At 51.8% G+C, this 16,368-nt stretch carries 19 protein-coding genes and 1 tRNA gene; 5 read left to right on the top strand and 15 right to left on the bottom strand.

All coding sequences use genetic code 11. The annotated features are described in order from the left end of the window. Positions 1 to 2: 2 nt before the first annotated feature. Both ACU6HM_RS10220 and ACU6HM_RS10215 read right to left on the bottom strand, forming a co-directional pair. On the bottom strand, positions 3 to 482 hold the full coding sequence (locus ACU6HM_RS10220) for a nuclear transport factor 2 family protein (RefSeq protein WP_226349831.1): 480 nt from the start codon (positions 480 to 482) through the stop codon (positions 3 to 5). 16 nt (positions 483 to 498) lie between these two features. Then, complete coding sequence (locus ACU6HM_RS10215; protein ID WP_009461315.1) at positions 499 to 1,110, bottom strand: NAD(P)-dependent oxidoreductase; 612 nt, start codon at positions 1,108 to 1,110, stop codon at positions 499 to 501. 151 nt (positions 1,111 to 1,261) lie between these two features. On the opposite strand from ACU6HM_RS10215, the gene ACU6HM_RS10210 reads away from it, so the two are divergent. Further along, the gene (locus tag ACU6HM_RS10210) at positions 1,262 to 1,651 is read left to right on the top strand and encodes a winged helix-turn-helix transcriptional regulator (protein ID WP_446763766.1); all 390 of its coding nucleotides are present in this window, start codon (positions 1,262 to 1,264) and stop codon (positions 1,649 to 1,651) included. 62 nt (positions 1,652 to 1,713) lie between these two features. Here the strand turns inward: ACU6HM_RS10210 and ACU6HM_RS10205 are convergent, their stop codons facing one another. Beyond that, complete coding sequence (locus tag ACU6HM_RS10205) at positions 1,714 to 2,139, bottom strand: PACE efflux transporter (RefSeq protein ID WP_009461311.1); 426 nt, start codon at positions 2,137 to 2,139, stop codon at positions 1,714 to 1,716. 325 nt (positions 2,140 to 2,464) lie between these two features. Here ACU6HM_RS10205 and ACU6HM_RS10200 point away from each other — a divergent pair, with 325 nt between their 5' ends. Next, complete coding sequence (locus ACU6HM_RS10200; protein ID WP_446763765.1) at positions 2,465 to 3,076, top strand: hypothetical protein; 612 nt, start codon at positions 2,465 to 2,467, stop codon at positions 3,074 to 3,076. Between the two features lie 26 nt (positions 3,077 to 3,102). Here ACU6HM_RS10200 and ACU6HM_RS10195 read toward each other — a convergent pair whose 3' ends face one another. Both ACU6HM_RS10195 and ACU6HM_RS10190 read right to left on the bottom strand, forming a co-directional pair. Beyond that, positions 3,103 to 3,582 (bottom strand): low affinity iron permease family protein, encoded by a 480-nt coding sequence (locus ACU6HM_RS10195; RefSeq protein WP_026485221.1) that lies wholly within the window; start codon positions 3,580 to 3,582, stop codon positions 3,103 to 3,105. A gap of 966 nt (positions 3,583 to 4,548) precedes the next feature. After that, a tRNA-Arg gene (locus tag ACU6HM_RS10190) sits at positions 4,549 to 4,623 on the bottom strand. 187 nt (positions 4,624 to 4,810) lie between these two features. Between ACU6HM_RS10190 and ACU6HM_RS10185 the strand changes: the two genes are divergently transcribed. Then, positions 4,811 to 5,839 (top strand): site-specific integrase, encoded by a 1,029-nt coding sequence (locus tag ACU6HM_RS10185; RefSeq protein WP_226349765.1) that lies wholly within the window; start codon positions 4,811 to 4,813, stop codon positions 5,837 to 5,839. Here the strand turns inward: ACU6HM_RS10185 and ACU6HM_RS10180 are convergent. Genes ACU6HM_RS10180 through ACU6HM_RS10160 form a run of 5 tightly spaced genes read right to left on the bottom strand, consistent with a single transcriptional unit; the run spans position 5,814 to position 9,398 of the window. Then, on the bottom strand, positions 5,814 to 6,056 hold the full coding sequence (locus ACU6HM_RS10180; protein WP_446763764.1) for a helix-turn-helix transcriptional regulator: 243 nt from the start codon (positions 6,054 to 6,056) through the stop codon (positions 5,814 to 5,816). The genes ACU6HM_RS10185 and ACU6HM_RS10180 overlap by 26 nt on opposite strands. Next, positions 6,049 to 8,739: a toprim domain-containing protein gene (locus ACU6HM_RS10175; RefSeq protein WP_446763763.1), complete on the bottom strand. Its 2,691-nt coding sequence runs from the start codon at positions 8,737 to 8,739 to the stop codon at positions 6,049 to 6,051. The genes ACU6HM_RS10180 and ACU6HM_RS10175 overlap by 8 nt, the downstream gene beginning before the upstream one ends. Next, the gene (locus ACU6HM_RS10170) at positions 8,740 to 8,928 is read right to left on the bottom strand and encodes a hypothetical protein (protein WP_446763762.1); all 189 of its coding nucleotides are present in this window, start codon (positions 8,926 to 8,928) and stop codon (positions 8,740 to 8,742) included. Further along, the gene (locus ACU6HM_RS10165) at positions 8,915 to 9,181 is read right to left on the bottom strand and encodes an ogr/Delta-like zinc finger family protein (RefSeq protein WP_446763837.1); all 267 of its coding nucleotides are present in this window, start codon (positions 9,179 to 9,181) and stop codon (positions 8,915 to 8,917) included. Before ACU6HM_RS10165 ends, ACU6HM_RS10170 begins: the two co-directional genes overlap by 14 nt. Before the next feature lie 22 nt (positions 9,182 to 9,203). Then, a complete protein-coding gene (locus tag ACU6HM_RS10160) occupies positions 9,204 to 9,398 on the bottom strand; it encodes a hypothetical protein (protein ID WP_115634149.1) in 195 nt (64 codons plus the stop codon). Between the two features lie 89 nt (positions 9,399 to 9,487). On the opposite strand from ACU6HM_RS10160, the gene ACU6HM_RS10155 reads away from it, so the two are divergent. Further along, positions 9,488 to 9,886, top strand: a complete 399-nt coding sequence (locus tag ACU6HM_RS10155; protein ID WP_446763761.1) for a helix-turn-helix domain-containing protein — start codon at positions 9,488 to 9,490, stop codon at positions 9,884 to 9,886. Positions 9,887 to 10,018: 132 nt separating this feature from the next. Here ACU6HM_RS10155 and ACU6HM_RS10150 read toward each other — a convergent pair whose 3' ends face one another. Both ACU6HM_RS10150 and ACU6HM_RS10145 read right to left on the bottom strand, forming a co-directional pair. Further along, positions 10,019 to 10,900, bottom strand: a complete 882-nt coding sequence (locus ACU6HM_RS10150) for a DUF4365 domain-containing protein (RefSeq protein WP_446763760.1) — start codon at positions 10,898 to 10,900, stop codon at positions 10,019 to 10,021. A 109-nt stretch (positions 10,901 to 11,009) separates the two neighbouring features. After that, a complete protein-coding gene (locus ACU6HM_RS10145; protein WP_446763759.1) occupies positions 11,010 to 11,387 on the bottom strand; it encodes a hypothetical protein in 378 nt (125 codons plus the stop codon). Positions 11,388 to 11,478: 91 nt separating this feature from the next. Here ACU6HM_RS10145 and ACU6HM_RS10140 point away from each other — a divergent pair, with 91 nt between their 5' ends. Beyond that, positions 11,479 to 11,616 (top strand): hypothetical protein, encoded by a 138-nt coding sequence (locus tag ACU6HM_RS10140; protein ID WP_446763758.1) that lies wholly within the window; start codon positions 11,479 to 11,481, stop codon positions 11,614 to 11,616. An 85-nt stretch (positions 11,617 to 11,701) separates the two neighbouring features. Here ACU6HM_RS10140 and ACU6HM_RS10135 read toward each other — a convergent pair whose 3' ends face one another. From ACU6HM_RS10135 to ACU6HM_RS10125, 3 genes are read right to left on the bottom strand one after another with little or no spacing between them, the layout of a single operon-like run. Further along, positions 11,702 to 12,727: a contractile injection system protein, VgrG/Pvc8 family gene (locus ACU6HM_RS10135; protein ID WP_446763757.1), complete on the bottom strand. Its 1,026-nt coding sequence runs from the start codon at positions 12,725 to 12,727 to the stop codon at positions 11,702 to 11,704. 13 nt (positions 12,728 to 12,740) lie between these two features. Then, on the bottom strand, positions 12,741 to 13,172 hold the full coding sequence (locus tag ACU6HM_RS10130; RefSeq protein WP_446763756.1) for a phage tail protein: 432 nt from the start codon (positions 13,170 to 13,172) through the stop codon (positions 12,741 to 12,743). Positions 13,173 to 13,182: 10 nt separating this feature from the next. Continuing rightward, entirely contained in the window at positions 13,183 to 16,347 is a 3,165-nt protein-coding gene (locus ACU6HM_RS10125) for a phage tail tape measure protein (protein ID WP_446763755.1), read from the bottom strand. Positions 16,348 to 16,368 lie beyond the last annotated feature (21 nt).

The following is a 16,368-nucleotide window of genomic DNA, read 5'->3' as shown; positions in this document are numbered from 1 at the left end:
GCTTAGAACATGGTATTGCTATTGGCCGCCTGCTCCGGCACGGCCTGAATCACATCCCAGTGCTCCACAATCTTGCCGTCTTGCACCCGGAAAATATCCATCACAGCCTGCCCGCGATCGGCCTTGCCATTGGTCGAATGCACATGCAGATAAACCAGATCGCCGTCTGCGGCACTACGCACAATCCGTGCGCGAGACTGCGGGTTCTCTTTGAAATAGCCATCAAAATACCCCACGAAAGGCGCTTTTCCGTCCGGCACCTCCGGGTTGTGCTGGATATAGTCCTCAGCTACGACCGCCGCCGCTTCCTGCACCTGATGCTGGTTAAAGAAGCTGTCGTAAAAATCGACCACCAGCTTGCGATTGCTCTCTTCCTGAGCCACATCACGAGTCGGCGAATTGGCAGCCAACGCTGCATTTGTGCTCAACAAGAAAGAGCCCGCTAATAAAACTGGAGATACCCATCGGATTAAACCTTTCATCAGTCCCACTCCCTGTTCAATAACCTACGGTGAAGCGCTGGCGCGAATGGGCAGGACGTTCAATCTCGTCCACCAAAGCGATGGCGTAATCCTCATAAGAAATCTTGCTGCCTTGGTCGGAGACCAAAAGGCTGTCTTTGCCGATACGGAATTTGCCTGTGCGCTGACCGGGGCCAAACTCTGCCGAGGGCGACAGGAAAGTCCAATCCAGTTCTTTTTCCTGACGCAACTGATCCAGAAAGGCAATGCCACCCAAGGCCTCGGTCCGGTAAGCGTCCGGGAAAGCAGGCTGATCAATCAAACGCTGACCGGGGGCCACTTCAAGGCTGGCGGCACCGCCTACCACTAGATAACGCGGCACACCGGCCGCACGAACCGCCGTAATCAGCTTGGAAGGATCTGACGACGCAAAACGAACCGCGCTAATTGCAATATCGTGCCCTTTCAATAGCGCAATCAAACCATCCAGATCATTCACATCGCCCTGAACTGCGGTGACATTGGGCAGGCTGGCAATTTTTTCAGTATGGCGAGCAATCGCTGTCACCGTATGACCGCGATCCGAGAGTTCTTTCAAAAGGCGCGAACCGACTTCGCCAGAAGCACCTATCAATGCAATACGAGACATAACAGCTCCTTGTGTGCTCAAATAAAGACCTGGTCTATAAAGTAGACCATTAAGCGTGATGCTAGACAGTTTTTTGACCGTCCACAAGAAGTCACGCAGGCCATACCAGGTCACACGGAAGTGACTATTGAACACAGGAAAGCAAGCCGCCATGTCCTCATCAAGCGCAGCCACACTGGCTTCCAGCCCCATACAGGAAGAATTTGAGCAACCCTGTCCCATCCGGGATGTACTGGATCGGATTGGCGACCAATGGAGCCTGCTGATCCTGGAATCGCTGGCACCGGGCACCCTGCGCTTTAATGAGCTGGGTCGGAAAATCGGTGATATTTCCCGTCAAATGCTCTCGCGTACGCTCAAAAGGCTGGAAACCGATGGGTTTGTACAACGGACCTTATACGCCGAAGTACCGCCCCGCGTGGAATACACGCTGACCGAATTGGGGCAGTCTTTTCTGGTACCTATGCGAGAACTGGTGAAGTGGGCAGACGTACACCACGCCCGTATCTGTCAGGCGCGGCGGGAAGCTCAGGTGCAGTGAGAAAGCCAATCCAGCAGAAACAAAAAAAGCCGCATTACGCGGCTTTTTCTTGGACGACGGGGTCAAGCCGCACTGGCCGGCAAACCGAACACCCGGTCAAAGGTCCAGCTGAAAATAAAGGAATAAATCAGAAAGAACACCAGAATGGCTACTTCCATACGCAAGGCTTCCAGCAAGCCGACCTGATACCACCACATATACAAAGGCACGATAGCAATTACCAGGCCAGCCTCAAAGCTGATGGCATGCACACTACGGCGCAACAGACTGCGGCCTTTGACAGCTTGGCGGGATTCCCAATGTTCGAACGCCGTGTTGAACACGTAGTTCCAGACAATCGCAATCACCGAGATCGCCACAGCAATGGGCGCAGACTCTGAAGCCTCCCCACCGGCAAAGTACGCCAGCAAGAAAGAAGAAAAAACAATGGCAAAAAACTCGAACAAACCCACGTAAAAAACGCGGCGTTTCCAACCCTGGAGTGTCATGACTACCCTGCTGCGGTGCATCAGCCTGGCACTGAAAGAGATTCAGCCGGACGAGACGATGCGTTCAAAAATGGAGTGGCAAATCCGATGCACAGGCCCTCAGCCCGCATCGAAGCTGCAATAAAGCGCACAATCCTACCACAGGCAGGCAGACGGTTTGCAAGGCAGCCCCAATAACCCTTTTCAAACCCAATCGCGCGATATTGTTACCCAAGCCTTACGTCATTCACAGCCCGTATCACTCCTCATCAAATCGCATAATCTGTACGCGTCGCAGCATTTATGGTGTCAGTTCCAACCCTCAACCTCTGGACTGGAGCGAACAATGACATCACATAAAGCCAACACCGAACAGCTGCATGAACTCTTGTATCAAGCCCTGGAAACCGAATTGGGCGGAGAGCAAGTCTATAAAGCAGCCATTTCCTGTGCCAATAACGCGGACCTGAAAAAAGAATGGGAAGGCTACCTGGAAGAAACACTGACACACCAACAGGTGCTGAAAAGTATCTTTGAGGAGCTGGCACTGGACCCCGCCAAACAAACACCCGGCCGACAAGTACTGAAACAGATCGCCTCTGCACTGGTCAAGGCCATGGAGTTGGCCAAACAGGCAGGGGATCCGAATGCGGCAGAGCTGGTCGCATCCGAATGTGTCATTCTGGCCGAAACCAAAGACCATCTGAATTGGCAGTTGATTGGCCTGGTTGGCGAGCAGAGCAAAGACAAGAAACTGGCGACTTTACTCAAACAGGCTCATTACGCCGTCGCTGCCGATGAGGGCCATCACCTGTACCATACCCAGGGTTGGTCTCGCGAGCTGTGGATTCAATCCTTGGGATTTCCTGCCGTACTGCCCCCGCCAGAAGAGCAAAAGCAAGTCGAAACGCCGATCGGGGCCTCGCGGGCCGAGCAGCAACGCAACAAGATGCTGTAAAAAAAGGCCGCAAGGCCCTTTTATCTTTATGTATCGCCGTCCAGACGTCGGCGCGCTTTCAACGCGATGGAGGAATAATAGGCCTCCAATTTCTTGAGCTGCTTTTCATCCAGTTCCTCAACATCAATCAAGCGCTCATTGGCATCGGTCAGTGAAATAATCAGCTCATCAAGTTTTATATGCAGTGCCTTGCTATCTTTATTCTGATTTTGCTGAATTAAAAACACCATCAAGAAAGTAATAATCGTGGTTCCGGTATTGATAATTAACTGCCAAGTCTCCGAATAATTAAAATAAGGCCCGGACAAGGCCCAGACCAGCACGGCTAAAACAGCAACAGAAAACATGATGGGCGAGCCGGCAAAGCGGGTCACGGTCTTGGCAAAGCAGTCAAACAAACTGTCTACAGAATCTGGCTTGCAAGGTTTGACCACGGGTGGCTCCTCCTGTCTGCACGCAGAGGAGGAAAACGGGTCTTTTTCCAAGGAACGCTTGTCGTTTTTCATGGCAAATTCCTTATAAATAAAAGCAGTTTAGTCGGGAGCACGCCTCATATATTTCAAATAAAAACGAAACTGGGCAAAATTCAAACACAGCTCGATCAAGGACACACCAGATTTTCCTGCCATCGACTTGAGTCACACCGACGACAAGCCAGCCAAACGATTTGCCCAAGCCTTATCCCCTTGCCTGATGCAAGGATAGACAAGAACTCCTCTGTTTTTTTTACGGGTATTTGCGAACGAAATATCCTTTTACAGCTGACACTACCCAAGCCCCAACAAGATTTGTAAGATGCGGGCTGACTATCTTGCTTTCAGTTTGATAGTTTTTGTAGAAAGTACATTGCTGTCTTTTTTTAAACACGCTATTTCCCATAGCCTTTATTTAAAAAGGAGCAAGAAGTGGGCAAGATCGACCATAAAACCATGTGTATTTTGTGCCAGACTCTGCCGCTTTCCAAAGCGCACACACCTAAGCATGCTTATATGGAACGCGTCACCAAAACAGAGGACTATGGAGACCAGGGAGCACAGAGCCTGTTTCGCTGCTCCGTTTGCCAAACTCACTGGCTTTATCAACAAGACAAATGGAAAAGTTGTCTGGGATTCAAGCTCTGGACCGGGAGTGTGGATGACTATCTGTCCTCAACAAGAAATCCCGTCAAAGCCTGGGGCCACCAACAGACCTCCAGAAGCCCATCTCCGGGTTTTGACAATCGACCGTTCCATTAGCGCCTCCTGCATTCCATAGCACGCATGACTCTTGAATTGTCATCACGAGCGATTAGTCAGGTGCTCAAGCCAGCCTTGTTGCTCAAGACAGGGCTGGCTCAAGAAAAGAAAACGAGCAGGCACGAACAGCACTGCGCAAAAAGCACAGGATGCTAATCATCAAGTGGGATATCAAAGCTCGGCCTATCAGAACGAGCCTTCAGGACCATGAAGCCGGGCAGGCGTCATGCATAAGAATGGCGGGCCCAGCAGGAATCGAACCTGCAATCTTCCCTTAGGAGGGGAAAGTTATATCCATTTAACTATGGGCCCGGCGGGTCTTTTGTGGAGTTCGTGCAAGCCGCATGTATACTGGCTTACACCGCATGAACACTGGCTTACACCGCATGAACACTGGCTTTCAAGCCGAGTACGGACTCACGACAATATCATTATTTGTCATTCAACATCATCCGTTATCATGCTGAACTGCTACAAAACTGCTACAGGAGTTGATGCTATGGCGTCCATTATAAAAATCGGAAACAGCTGGCGCGCACAGATCAGGAAAGCAGGGCGTAAGTCTATCAGCAAGACGTTTCCCACGAAAGCCCAGGCGATCCGTTGGGGATACGAAATGGAAGGCGGTGCCAAAGCCCAGTCCCGCCTGACCGTGGCTGAGGTCATTGCCAGCTACCGCGAGCAACGCGAACTGTCAGGACGGCCCATTTCCAAAAGAACGAACACACATCACATGCTAGAGAATTTGGCCAACGACGAGTTTGGTTTAGGCCAGCTCCGTGTGGAAAAACTAGAGACAGATGACCTGATCCAATACTGCAGGCGACGGCTACGCACGATTCAACCGAGTACCGCCAATATGGAAATGACGCAACTGGGTACTGTGTTACGTCATACCAAGGGCATGTTAGAACTGCAAATTGGGGACATTGTAGGGGACGCTCGCCCTGCCCTGCATCACTACGGCCTGATCGGCGCGAGCAACATGCGCACTCGTCGACCTACGGCTGCTGAGCTGGAAGCTATTTATAAGGAAATTGATGCCCGTCCACGTATGAAACACATGCGGGCGATTCTTACGGTAGCGCTACATACCGGAATGCGACGAGGAGAAATATTGCGGATCCGATGGCTAGACCTGGACGATACACGTCGTACTGTGATCATCCGAGACAGAAAAGACCCAAAGCAGAAAATTGGCAATGACCAGGAGATCCCTCTCCTGGGTGCTTCATGGGATGTCATCCAAGCTCAACCGCGCAAAGCGAATGAGCCACGCATCTTCCCTTACAACCCAAGCACAGTGAGCAACAATTTCACGCAAATATGCAAGAAGTTGGGCATCACTGGCTTGGTGCTTCATGACATGCGCCATGAACTGACCAGCACATTATTTGAGTCTGGCTGGCAGATCCCGGAAGTCGCCGTGGTAACAGGTCACAAGTCTTGGACCCAGCTCAAGCGTTATACGCAAATCGAGCCAACCAGTCTTCATGACAAACCTATCGCATTTCGGAAGACAAGCTAGCCTGGGCCTGTTGGTAGCAAGCATCCAGATAACGCCCCAGCTCCCGGACATCCACAAACCGATTCCGGCCCTCCACATAGCTGGGGATAGGAAATGTTCCGTCACTAATCTGATTACGCACAGTTCCATGCGTCAGGCCCAGCTCCTGGGCCACCTCTTTAACAGATACGCGCAGACGCCCGTACTTCAAATAGAGCATTGCCGCTGAATTAGCCACGGTCTGCCCCTCCTATACTGAAGATCCAGCATCGCTCTGAAGTGCTGCCAGTGGTTTTGATTGCACTGTTGACCACACGCTGGCCCTCATACTTATAGCGGCGACTGGTCTTTAACAACTGCTTCAACTCACGCACCGGCGGTATCTGCTGCTTATGATCGGCGGCCACAGTCACAAAATGGTTCAGGTTGATGGCCACTTGGCCTTTGACCCTAGAGTGATTCAAGCGCTGGTTCAAATCCTCACCCTCTCCCTGGTTCAAGTATTCATACATATCCCAAAACTCCTGTACCAATGGATGATCAGCACTCAATGCCTGCTCACGCTGCTTAGCCAAGAGCCGAAAGTGCTCATGCAGCTCGTGGAGCTGGTTATCGGTAATAGGCACAACCAATTGCAATGCTTCAGCCAGCGCCATCATCTGAGCGTGATTCAAAGCGATACGAACAGTCTTAATGCCATCCTGATCCAGCAAAGCGGCCTGGTGCTCTTCCGTTTTAGTGGCGACGATCTCCACCACTTCCTTAGCTTGTAGAATGGACTGCAACGTGAAGCCGCTCAGCTCTTCCACGGTCATGCGGCGGATCCGCTGATAAGCGGCTGCTGAGCCACGGGTATGGCTGGATTTATCAAAATACAAATGCACAATCCGCGACAGGATTGCCTCGGACGCGCTGACGGTGTTGTTTTGTGCAATCACGATGGCACCTCGGAAAGGCGGTTCATAAGTTTCATTCCCGCTGGTGGCCATCCCCCGAGACCGCAAGCTGCGACCGTTGTACGCTGTTTTCAGCTCGTCCCAATCAAAGGACTTAACGTGGGCCTTGCCCTCACCGCTTTGTTCTCGATCGGACTCAATCAGCACTGATGGCATGTTCGCTGTCTGAGCAAAATTACGTGCTCGACCCGCATTTGTGGATTTGGCCGGATCCCAGCCTTCATGTTCATCCCGACCCAACAACTTCCAAAGAAACTCAATCACGCTTGTTTTACCAGCTCCTGCCTCGCCCACGATCTCAAGGAACGGGTAGCTCTTTTGCTCCTTGCGGATTTGTTCTGCAAACAAGGAGCCGAAAAAAAATGTCAATGCAGCTAAGCCATTACTTCCAAACGCCTCGGCATAGGACTGAAACCACTCCTTCTTGTAGTCTCTCAAATCAGAGTTGACCTGGACGTCCACCGACTGCAACAGACTTTTTAACGACACCTTGCCTAGGTCAAAATAGTCCTCCTCATTGATCTGATAGGTCTTCCCGTCCCGCACAGCGATGTTCCGATACACGTAGGTATCAAATTCACGGGCATAGCCAATAAAGTCCACCGTCTCGACTCGCTTAATGCCGAAGAGCTGATGGCGCATCGTCCGCTCCAACATGGAGTTAGTACCGGTATAGACTGCGCCAGGCGCAATACCCAGCAACCGCTTCTTGAACTCGCTGGCCGTCGATATCTGACCGGCTGTAAAAGTGTTCTTGATAGCAGCACCATCGTGCGGAAACTCCACTCTGAAGTAATACCAGGACTCATCCGTAATCTTGTTCTGTTGAAAGTACAGGGGTGTAGGCAAGCAATTGGCGATCTCGCGGATACTTCCGGACTCTCGCATGGCCAACTCGCGTAACTCCTCCTGGTCCAGACCTGATTTCTCCTCAGAAATGCGATCAATTGCCTTGTGATATTTATCAATGTCCAAGTCAAACCAATACTGACGATTACCAAAGCCGAACTCAAAGGAGTTCAGGCCTTTCCTTTCATAAATCAGCCGTCCACGTTCCGCAGCCGTTTTTGCTGTCAGTATTGCGCCCTCGTATAGAAACTCCTCAAGCCCGGTCTGACTTAGGTAATGCTTAGCTGGATCCTCTTGATTACGGTCGAAAAGCAGCAGATCACTCCAGTCACGCTTCTGCTTGCCTTGGGGGATGATGGCAGCCTGGCAAAGCCATCCCTCTTTTTCAGCACGGGCCTTCCACTTCGGAATATAGGTACGCCCTGACCTGTCACCATCCAGAGCCCAAACAAGAGTCGGTAGATGACCCTTCCGTGACTCCCGTAGCCGATCAAGAAATATTGCCGGGTAAACATTGCTAGTCATTGCTGCGATTGTTGGGGTGCCGGCCTGCGTTAGCGCAATCGCGTCAAAGATCCCTTCGACGATCCAGAGCTTACGGACCTCCTGCAAATTAACAGTCGGAGGAACAAAACAGTGGCCTTTGAACGGTACGCCGAATTTGAAATTAGCCTTTTTCTCGAAACGGCCTGGCTCATCAATAAGACGTTCCCACCAGGTATCGCCTACAGCAAACCGAACTGTGGCTGTACCTATATTTCGGCTCTTGTCGTAATAGGTCTCCTGCGTGTAGCAGCCTTTAATCAGCGATAAATCAAACCCGCGACCTATGTTTAAGTAGGCATCTGCAGCTGCAGTGGGGCTTTCCTTTGTTTGGGGGTAACGACGAGACCAATGTTCAAATAGGTCCGGGTACAACTCCTTGATTGGCACCTCATAGCCGCACTTATTTAGGCGGCCACACTTAATGACCCAGGGATTATCTGCTTTGGTATACAGCTCCTTTTTGCCGCAGGAAGGGCAGCACCCCTGCCGCAGCCAGCCGGAGCGCTCCTTGAAATCAAACTCACCAAGTTTGATCAGAGCTTCATTAAGAATATCAGGGGACATCAGCATTTAGCGAACACCCAGTTTGCGGAACTCAACAAAGCGAAAGCCGCTTTTCGACTCCAGAGTTACAAGAGATTTATGCTCATAAACTGCGCTGGCTCGGTCCCAGTTCGACAGTGCCCCCTGATCAGCCTGACAAACCAGATCAGTCACAGTAGCTTCAGCATCGGTGCGCTTGTGATCACTCATCAACATCAAAAATGCTCCTTTGAGGTGACTGGTTCAAAACATCGAAAACGTGCTCGACCTCAGACCGCTCCATAACAGGCAGGTCAACACTTGGATCCGGCAGACCGGAAGGGGAAATGGTGCGGACTGCTTCTAATGTGGCAACCCAGGAGTGGCCGCAAGGCACCTTGTTGCACAAGAAATAGACTTTGCGCATGGTTCGGGAAACGCCAGTGCTGGTTCGGATCTGCGCACGGCTCCCGCAATGCGGGCAATCCATGCCTACACGGAGTGCCATAGCGCTACTCCTTTTTGCCTTGGCGCATCTGCTCTAGGCCTAAGCGAAAGCAAATACGAGCAAACTGCGCAAGAGTGCGCTCGTCTGCGGCGGCTAACTCGCGTACCTGGGCCATCTCGGCAGGCGGCAAACGAAGACCAATCATTTGAGGGGTGTTGTCGGGGCTGGTGCGGGCTGCCCCCTTAGTGGTATGTTTCATGGCGTGACTCTCGATAACAGAAGTGACATTCGTTATTGTGGTACTCAATTGAATACCTGTCAACACACATAGAACATATTGGAACCCTTATGAGTTCTTTTGAAGAAAGACTAGTCTCCGAAAGAAAACGCCTAGGCCTGAATCAAACAGAGTTTGGGGCAATAGCTGGCGTGCAGAAACAAGCTCAAGTCCACTATGAAAGTGGAAACCGAAAGCCGAATAGTGCCTACCTTGAAGCCCTAGCTTCGGCGGGTGTCGATATTGGCTACTTGTTTACTGGGGCTAAGACAATAGGGGACAGTGATGTCCAGGCGGAACTAAACGCGCTCTCAGAGGCTTGGGAGGCGATAGACTGGGCGCTGGCTGATGCCCAAAAGTCTCTGCCGTCAGGGAAGAAACGTAAAGCAGCAGAAGCCCTGTATATGGCAGTCAAACACGGGGAAGGTGAGGCTAAGCCTTTGGCTCGCTTACTTAGCAAAGCAGCGTAATAAAACCGCTCGGGAGAGCGGTTGCATTCAGATGAGTATATCCAGGCCTGAGCCCACAAAATCTGTCAGCACTGTAAGGCAGAAGCCCCCATTGCAGTCTATAAGCAGGATAAGCTCAAAGCCGGGAAATAATCATGACCAACATTCGTAGATCGAATCTGGATTGAACTCCGAGAGCCAAAGAAATGGCGATCTCTCGTAAAGCACCGGAAAGACAGTCACCCCAGGCTGAGAGGCTATGTATTGTTTCACTTCAGGTGTGAAGCGCAGGGCATTGCTTGACTCACTAGAAACGTAGATATGTAGCTTGGTCGCACCGCACTGCATTTCATTGCCACTCTTGTATTTGATGATTTCAGCAAGTTGCTCAACACTGATGTGCCCGTAATGGTCATGGAGCAAATCTATCATTACGAGCTCGCCAGCAATCTTCGCGAGGTATGCGTATAAGTGATAGTCTCTAGGAAGCTCCATAATTGTGCATATATAAATCTCCCCCGTATACTTTTCGTGCAAAAACCGATATAGAAGGACCTCCACAATATCGCTATGTTGCGCCCGGCCGGCAATACTTCTCAGCTCATACTCGGAGTCACGTCCTAAAAGATTTTTAAATGGAACGATCACTTTCCAACCCTTGGAAAAAACCTCTGTATTGGCGCTACTGACCTCTTGCCAATAACATTCGCCACTGTCAGGACTACAAAGAATAATCAAGACAGGGAGCGAATGCTCGATCCAGTATTTTAGGTGCCTCGTCTGCCCTCTAAAGACGATGCCGGTAGCCGTTAGCTCTGAAAAATAACTTGATCCGCACTTAATCTGCGCCGCAATTAACCTACCGGTTCCACGTTGATCAGAACTCACAAGCTCGATTTGTGCGTCAATTCCCAAATCTGCTTTTCGTAGATCTCTAAAAATCCACTTGAGTTCATCAGAAACGATCCGATCAACCATTCGGACACCCTTGTCTCCGAGATAGTCGCAATACTGGGGAAGATCATCAAAGTCCATTGTTTTTATTAGCAAAATTTTAAACAGTTAGAAGGCTTTTACGAGTCAGAAAAGTCGCTCCGCTCGCGATAGACAACTCAGGGCCAAAAGCGGACGTTATGAGACTTGATCATCCACCACCTGCCAGCATCTCGTTAGCCATCATCAGCATGAGCACTACCTCAACCACCATATGGTCAGGAGCCACAATTTTAGGATCGTTCGCTACATGATCCATCTGAGCTACTAAAGTTTGAGCAATTTTCTTGATCGCTGGCATGCGGCCACTACTAATAGTGTTCTGTATAAGTGGAACAAAATTTTCTCGATTGTAGGCAGCCAATACCATATCCGCGATGGTGGCTAACTTATTTTCTGGAGTCGCCTGCTTCCACTCTTGCAAGCTTGCATCGTGTAAGGTGCCTCCTTCATACCACTGCTGAGCTAAAGCCATTGATACAAACAGCACCATCCAAAGAGCTACAACACCACGAAACATAAGACGCATTACTTTCCCTCGTTAATAGACCTGGCTGACGTTAATAAAGTAATCTTTTATAACATTTTGTTTTCTTCAACTAACGAGCTGTAAGACCCGAATGAACGTGCATTATCTTTTTGGTGAACTGCCCGCAGAGGCAGCGCCATACCGTGATTATTTAAGAGAGCTTCTGGCAGAAGCCACGCCACTGGAAGCCGACCAACTGGTTGAAATAAAAAAAACGGTGCAGGATTAATCGCACATCACGTCAGCTGGATATTTGTATTTTAATTTCAAACACTTAAAAACATAGCCCCTTTAAGAAGGGGCCTATTCTAGCTTTATTGGTTTTCTTCTTGGCTATCCGGCTCTTCGACTTCCTGAGTTTCCAGATCTAGGGTCAGCCGTAAACCACCAGAACCATCCAGACTGTGCTCCAAGTTTTTCACAAGCCACTCGATCTCCCGAATAGGCGGTTTCATATTCGTAAATTTAACCCGAGACTGTGGGGTCATTTCGGGACGGCTCACTGCCATACTGAATTTCATACTTGCTATACCGCGACGGATCCGCTGCCACTCAGCCTGTGCAGCCTGTAAAGCGTCTGTCTCGTTGGCATATGTCTCGCGCAGGTGCTTTGCATTGCCCAGAACCCCTACGACCACAGAGCGCTTCTTACTTTTACGGGTATCAAGCCACATTGCTTTAACGCCGGTGTACGAATCCCGCCCCACCTGATGAAAGCTATGGCTATCCCCATCACTTCGTACCAGCTCCAGCAAAGGCATCTGTTGCCCGTTCTGAGTTCTAGCTCCAGTAATCACCAAGAACACCAGTCGCCCATCTTTGACGTTGGCCACGGCATCGTAGCGCTTACCAATACGATTCAAGAAAGCCAGGTCAGACTCATTGGTTTGATCAATGTGCTCCACCTTGATCTTTGCGAACACCGGATCCACAACGGGCTTTAAGCCATGATCTGCCGCGAAAGCCTCCACAATTTCCTTCACGGTCTTCTTATGAAAGCTGCGCTCAGTACGTGTGCGTAGCGGACTGGTCATATCCGCAGAGCGGCCACGCAACGTGATGATGTCGGGTGTGCCGCTATGCGTCAGCTCGTCTACCGTAAACGTACCTTTGTCGACCAGGCCGATATGACTCCAGCCAATTGAGACTGCAAGCACGGCTCCCAATGGCGGAATCTCCAACAAGCCATCGTGATCACTAAGGGTAATGTCGAGCTGGTCAGCCTCATCACCACGACATTCTCGAATCGACAGACTGATCAAACGCGGATTAAGCGCCGGTGCCAGATCTTTACCATCCAACAGCACGCGCCAAACCGCACGAGGATAAAGGGGATTCATAAAGCATGCCGCCTTACAGTAATACGTGTGATGGGAGTTTTAAATCGCCCAGGAAGGCATCGGCTTTATCTTCATCAATGCGAGTCAAGGACACACTGAACTCGATACGACGAGCCTGACCAAAATGATTGTGTACGGACTGGCTTTCCGTCAGGTTCGTAATCACATAAACCCCATGGAAAAAACCCAGGCCATCCACCAAAGTGAAGGCCTTACCCGTATCACCCATGTTCCGTAAGAAACTGATAGACGCTGCCATGCCCATCTGGCCAGGGGCGAGCCACCCAGGCAAAGTAATGGTTTCGTCGCCTACGCCCAGGTACTGAAAAGCAGCTCTGGCACCTACACGACTGCTTTGAGCGTGACGCCAGGATGTCTGCCGCTCTAGAGTTTGATACGCTGCCGTGTTCATTCCGAACATGAACAGACCCAATGCCATCATCATTTTGGAATCCTCAATAGTCGGTTAGGCTGGAACGCTGCCGAGCACGCTGCTCGTTCTTGTACCGCTCCAGCTCCAGGCGCACTGCCTGTGCGATGTCCGTCGGACTTTGACCAGCCTGCGGATAAATATTGATCTCGATGTGATCGCCTCCCTGGCTATACCGAGAGTTCGTGGACTCTTGTCTATAGGTGTTCTGCTGGACCTGGTGCTGGATTGATGGCCGAGTGTCGAACACCAAAGCACCCACACGCTGCAAGGCCTGCTCCACGGTCTGGCCAACGCGAGAAAGAACATCACCGGCTGGGGCCAAGAAACTGCCCAGACGCTCGCGTAATTGATCCAGCATAGAGACGGGCTGACTACCCGCATCATTGACAGTAGGGACCACCGGCGGCGGCAATACAGGTAGCTTTTCCTGCCAGCGTATCGTCCCCTCATCTTTCACCAGTTGTGGGATAGGTTCCTTGCGAACGATTGGCTTTCGCGCTTTTGGAACCGTTCGACTCCGTTCACGCAGCTCCTGTAGTTTCTCCAGTGGCTTAGCCTGCTCCACTGCCTCAACCGCTTTAGAGATGTACTTGTGTGCCTGGGCTTGCAAGGGATTAGCGCCAGCAGCCATTGCCACACCGGCAGATAGCACTGTTGCAACAAGTCCCTTTACAGCCTTGCCTACAGTCGGCTTACGCTGCGTCACACCGATAGCCGCACCCTCGGAGATGTTCTGGCCAAAGCCCATAAAGACACGGCTGGGCGAGTGAATCCCCAGCTTTTCTTTGAACCAGCCAGTGACCTGGTCGCCCAGGCCGGTAATTGAATCCTTTACAGCACCGGCCATACCTTGGATCCCGTTCACCAAGCCCGACAGCATCATCGAACCAAACCCCGTAAACTTCTCTGGCAGCTCCACACCGAAGTAGGACATGACGCCAGACATAACCTGGTAGAACAAGCCCAATGGTGACCAATTAAGAATGACGGCACCAATACCTGCCAAGCCTCCCGAGGCTCCCAGCGACAAATCAGACCAGAACTTTGTGAATAGCCCCTGCACTGCCGACCAGGCACGGCTTGCACCATCGCCCAGGCCGCGCAGCATTGCCATACCTGCTTCACTCAACGAGCTGGGTAACTCAATGCCCAGGTAGCGCATCACCCCGGCCCAAGCCTTGTAGACCCAGCCCAGAGGCGACCAATTCACCAGGAGTGAAATTACAGCACCTACACCTTGGTCAAATGCGGACCGAATCTGGCTCCATAACCCAGCGAAGAACTGCCGGATTGGCTCCCAGTACTTGATGATCAAGTAAGCACCAAGCGCTATTGCAGTGATTGCCAAGCCAATGGGATTGAGTAGCAACAAGCGACTGAACGCAAGAAAGCCACGCGCCAGCATTGAAAAAGCACTACCACCCACTTTCGCAAGCAGAGATAACGCGCCTCCTCCCTTGATCCCCAGCATACTGAGCCCAAACCGAACCATGACTATCGGGCCAAGAATGGAGGCCAGCATAAGCGTCAACGCGCCACCGGCAGCGATAACGACCGCCAGAACAGCGGCCACGCGAATCAGGCCCGAAGTCAGTTCAGGATTCGCAACAGTCCATGCTTTGATGCTCCCAACAAGTCCTGTGACAGACTGCACCAGGCCGCGCAAAGCTCCGTTCTGCTGCTCCTGCAACTGAATGCCCAGATCTTCCCAGCCGCTGCTCAGCTCGTCCAAATCGCCTACCAGGTTATCGCCCATTGTTTTGGCTGTTGCTGAAGCTTCACCTTGCGCTTCCCGAAGAATTGCAATTAGTGCCTGCAGTTCACCGCTGCCAGCTTGCTGCGTCAGTACCGTCATCGCAGCACCCGCTTCCTCACCGGCGATATGTTTAAGCAGGCCCCCCCGCTGAACATTGCCCATTTTCTTTGTGCGGTCGTGGATCTCTTCCAACAAGTCCGGCAAAGGACGCATGTTGCCCTGCGCGTCCTTTACCTTGATGCCCAATTGGTCCAGCGCTTTAGCCGCTTCTTTGGGCGGAGCTGCAAGACGGCTCAGGATTGCCCGTAAGGCAGTACCACCCATTGACCCCTGAATACCAGCATCACCCAGTTTCCCGGCTGCTGCGGCCATGATTTCGATGTCTTGACCGTAGGCGGCGGCATTCGGTGCCGCATACTTCATGGTCTCGCCAAGCATATACAGAGAGGTATTTGACCTGGTGAACGCAGCTGTAAGCACGTCACCGACTCGCGTCATGTCACTTGCCTGCAGGCTAAAGCCCGTCAAAATATTGGAGGCGATGTCTGCCGTCTGAGCCAGATCCATGTCCCCCGCCTTTGCAACATCCAGCATGGCAGGCATCGAGGCGATGATGTCCTCGGGCTTGAATCCAGCCATCGCAAAGAAGCTTTGCCCTTGCGCTGCCTCAGTGGCGCTGAACATGGTGTCTGCACCCAGCTCCCGCGCTTGCCTTCGCAGTGCCGCCAATGCCTCATCTTCTGTACCCAAGCGAGATAAAGCCTGCACCTTACTCATGGTGGCATCAAACTCAAGACCAGGCGCCATCATCTTCGCGCCGGAATACAGCGCACTAGTACCCACTGCAAGGCCAGTCGCGCCGGTGGCCGCCATGCTTGAAGTCAGGGCTTGGCCGCGAGCCAGACGCTCTTTTGCTTCATTGACACGCTGCTGCTGCCGGGCGACCTGCTCCAAGCGCGTTTTCTGTTCAGTCAACGCACGATTGGTTTGAGCGATGTTTGAGCGCAGCTCTCGTTCGCCAGAGGCCAGTTGACGGGTCGACATGCCAGCAGAGTTGAGTCTGGTACGCAATGTCTGCAGCTCAGTGCTTTGCTGGCCATGCGTCTGTTTAAGTCGCTGCGCGTCTGCCACGGCACGCTTGAACTCTTGCTGTATCGCTCGGGTAGGCTGTGCTACCCCGCCCATTGCGCGTGCTAACTGCTGCACCCGGCCCTGGGCCTGCTGCAGCTCTGTTTTAGTTTGATTGAGTCCAGCCGACAGCTCTCGAAAGCGGCCTACGTCCTTTTGGGTGGCCTCCAGGCCGCGCAGCCGGTCGCGTAATTGCTTCAGGGATTGAGAGGATGTGCCTGCCCCGCCTCGGATCCTCTGAAGTGGAGCGGAGATCTTGTCTTGCAGGGCAGTGAGAATTTTGAGTTGTAGAGTCTTGCTCATGTCGATTCCAGACCCTACATC

Source organism: Alcaligenes sp. RM2 (genome assembly GCF_052931795.1).
The sequence above is the reverse complement of the archived record's forward strand: the minus strand, read 5'-3'. Positions and strand labels throughout refer to the sequence as shown.